At 62.8% G+C, this 2,645-nt stretch carries 4 protein-coding genes and 1 pseudogene; 2 read left to right on the top strand and 3 right to left on the bottom strand.

The window, feature by feature from the left end; genetic code table 11:
* Positions 1 to 882, top strand: an 882-nt coding sequence (locus DDF70_RS35960; RefSeq protein WP_114949208.1) for an IS481 family transposase, incomplete at its 5' end; no start/stop codon positions are given.
* A gap of 48 nt (positions 883 to 930) precedes the next feature.
* On the top strand, positions 931 to 1,305 hold the full coding sequence (gene bluB, locus DDF70_RS35955; RefSeq protein ID WP_281024423.1) for a 5,6-dimethylbenzimidazole synthase: 375 nt from the start codon (positions 931 to 933) through the stop codon (positions 1,303 to 1,305).
* Between the two features lie 99 nt (positions 1,306 to 1,404).
* Here bluB and queC read toward each other — a convergent pair whose 3' ends face one another.
* From queC to DDF70_RS37765, 3 genes and pseudogenes are all read right to left on the bottom strand, one after another.
* The gene (queC, locus tag DDF70_RS35950) at positions 1,405 to 2,145 is read right to left on the bottom strand and encodes a 7-cyano-7-deazaguanine synthase QueC (protein ID WP_114949207.1); all 741 of its coding nucleotides are present in this window, start codon (positions 2,143 to 2,145) and stop codon (positions 1,405 to 1,407) included.
* Complete coding sequence (locus DDF70_RS35945) at positions 2,132 to 2,509, bottom strand: 6-pyruvoyl trahydropterin synthase family protein (protein WP_114949206.1); 378 nt, start codon at positions 2,507 to 2,509, stop codon at positions 2,132 to 2,134. Before DDF70_RS35945 ends, queC begins: the two co-directional genes overlap by 14 nt.
* A pseudogene (locus DDF70_RS37765) lies at positions 2,509 to 2,645 on the bottom strand (7-carboxy-7-deazaguanine synthase); the annotation flags it as partial. The gene DDF70_RS35945 and the pseudogene DDF70_RS37765, both read right to left, overlap by 1 nt.

The raw sequence follows: 2,645 nt of genomic DNA, 5'->3' as shown, positions 1-2,645 counted from the left end.
GCCCTGCAGGAGCTGACCCGGCGCAAGCCGCTGCTGGCCAACCGCACCCCGCCCGAGGTGGAGGCCGTCATCGTCGAGCTGTCCCTGGAGCAGCCGGCCTTCGGCCAGATCCGGATCGCCAACGAGATGCGCAAGCGCGGCCATTCGATCTCACCGGCCGGCGTGCGTGGGGTGTGGCAGCGGCACGATCTCGAGACGATGAAGAAGCGGCTCAAAGCCCTGGAAGCCAAGGTGGCGCAGGAAGGCCTGATCCTGACGGAGAGCCAGGTGGCAGCCCTGGAGAAGGCCAAGGCCGAGAAGGATGCGCATGGTGAGTTCGAGAGCGAATGCCCCGGCTACTGTGGGGCGCAGGACACCTTTTACGTGGGCACCATGAAAGGGGTGGGGCGCATCGACCAGCAGACCTTCATCGACACCTACACCAAGGTGGCGTTCGCCAAACTGTACGACCGCAAGACACCGATCACGGCCGCCGACCTGCTCAACGATCGGGTTCTCCCCTTCTTCGATGCCTATGAGGTGAAGCTGTGTCGGGTGCTCACCGACCGCGGCACCGAGTACTGCGGGAACCCCGAGCGCCACGAATATGAGCTGTATCTCGCGGTCGAGGACGTGGATCACACCCGGACCAAGACCAAGAGCCCACAGACCAACGGCATTGTGGAGCGCTTCCACAAGACGGTGCTGGACGAGTTCTATCGCGTGGCCTTCCGCAAGAAGATCTATGGCTTGATCGCTGAACTCCAGACTGATCTCGATGCTTGGGTTCGCAGTTATAATGAGGAACGGCCGCACCAGGGGCGGTGGTGCTTTGGCAAGACGCCGATGCAAACCTTCATGGATGGCATGCCGCTGGCAAAGGAGAAGATGATTGCAGCCTGATCCTGTCGGACAGGCTCGACCCGATCACTCTCAGACGCCAAATGTCAGATCAAATACCGACTACTACAACTCAAGCTGTCGGGCCTCGACCAGGCGCCCCTGCAGCTCGCTGTCTTTTGTGAGGAGGCGACCAACCAGGGGCATGGCCTCGGCAGCGCGACGATGCCCGAGACGCTCGCCTGGTCGGTCGTGGGCGCCATCCACCTCCTATGGCTTTCCGCCCGTGTCCATGGCCTCGGGCTCGGATGGGTGTCGATCCTCGACCCTGTCGAGGTGACACGCGCATTGGACGTGCCGCCCTCATGGAAGCTAATCGCTTATCTCTGCCTCGGATGGCCAGAAGACATCCATGACGTGCCTGAACTTGAGCGCCTTCATTGGCAGGCCAGGACAACCGAGGGGCGCATCGTCTTGGATCGCTGAGCAATGCGCATCGTTTCCGGCACGGTGGCTCTGACCGGCAATGCCTGGGCATGCGAGCACCCAGACCGCACTATGTGGTACAGCCCACTTCACTTGGTCTCAATGCGAAGGCAAATCCCCCACCGCCTCGCTCCGAAGGCGGCTGTAACGCTGCCACCCTTCCGACCGCAACCGGCAGGCGTCGCATTCGCCGCAGCCAAAGCCCCAATCGTGCCGAGTGCTACGATCCCCCTCGTAGCAGGTGTGCGTCTCCCGCACGATCAGGTCGACAAGCGCGTCCCCGCCTAAGGTCTCGGCCAAGGTCCAGGTTTGGGCCTTGTCGATCCACATCAATGGGGTCTCGAGCACCAGTCGGGAGTTCATGCCGAGGTTCAGCGCGGTCTGGAGCGCTTTAACAGTGTCGTCGCGGCAGTCAGGATAACCGCTGAAGTCCGTCTCGCAGACGCCTGTTATCACCCGCTTGAGACCGCGTTGGAAGGCGACGATCGCTGCAAAGGTGAGAAATACCAGATTGCGCCCGGGCACGAAGGTCGCGGGAAGCCCATCCGCGCGGCTGCCGGCCACCGGCAGGTCTGCCGTCAGCGCACTCACGCTGACCTCCCCCAGCACATTGAGCGGGATCACTCGATCCCGTCCAAGGCGGCCAGCCCAGAACGGCGACAGACGGGCAAGCGCCTGCCGGATCGGCTCCCGGCACTCCATCTCAACCGCGTGCCGCTGGCCATACGAGAAGCCGATCGTCTCGACCTGCTCGTAGCGCGACAGCGCCTGGGCCAAACAGGTGGTCGAATCCTGCCCACCCGAGAAGACCACGAGGGCAGAGGAGTCAGCGGTGGTCATGGTCGAGCGGCGCGTAGTAGGTGCAGGTTTCGCCGCAGGTATCGCGGTAGATCGTCACGCGTGCGACTGGCCCGATGTGCTGGACCCGATCGAAGATGAACCGGGTGATGTTCTCCAGTGTCGGTCGCTCCAGCCCCTCGATCCGGTTGAGGAACTTGTGATCGAGGGTGCGGCGCATCTCTGCGAGCTTACCCTCGAGCAGGCCCAGATCGACCAGCATGCCCGTTTGAGGATCGGGCAGTCCGCGCACAGCGACCTCGGCCCGAAAGGAATGGCCATGGATCTCCTCGCTGGCTGGCCCAAGCGTGGTACCGGTGAGCGTATGGGCGGCTTCGAAGTTAAACGACTTGGTGAGTTCCCACATCAGCGAATTCCTAAGTACTTATGTGTTTGGAGGCTCAGGCGCCATTGCGGGTGAGCCAGGCAATACTCGACGGCTCGCGCCGTGTTCGCGACCTGATCCGGTCCATCCATCGGCTGGAGCGAGAACCGCTCGAAGG

The sequence above is a fragment of the Microvirga calopogonii genome (assembly GCF_003347665.1).
Taxonomy (GTDB): domain Bacteria; phylum Pseudomonadota; class Alphaproteobacteria; order Rhizobiales; family Beijerinckiaceae; genus Microvirga; species Microvirga calopogonii.
Note: the sequence above shows the minus strand (reverse complement) of the source record. Positions and strands in the feature narration are given on the sequence as shown.

Excerpts from the sequence above, each read along its gene's own strand:
- queC (WP_114949207.1), bottom strand. The coding sequence starts at position 2,145 with ATGACCACCGCTGACTCCTCTGCCCTCGTGGTCTTCTCGGGTGGGCAG.
- DDF70_RS35945 (WP_114949206.1), bottom strand. The coding sequence starts at position 2,509 with ATGTGGGAACTCACCAAGTCGTTTAACTTCGAAGCCGCCCATACGCTC.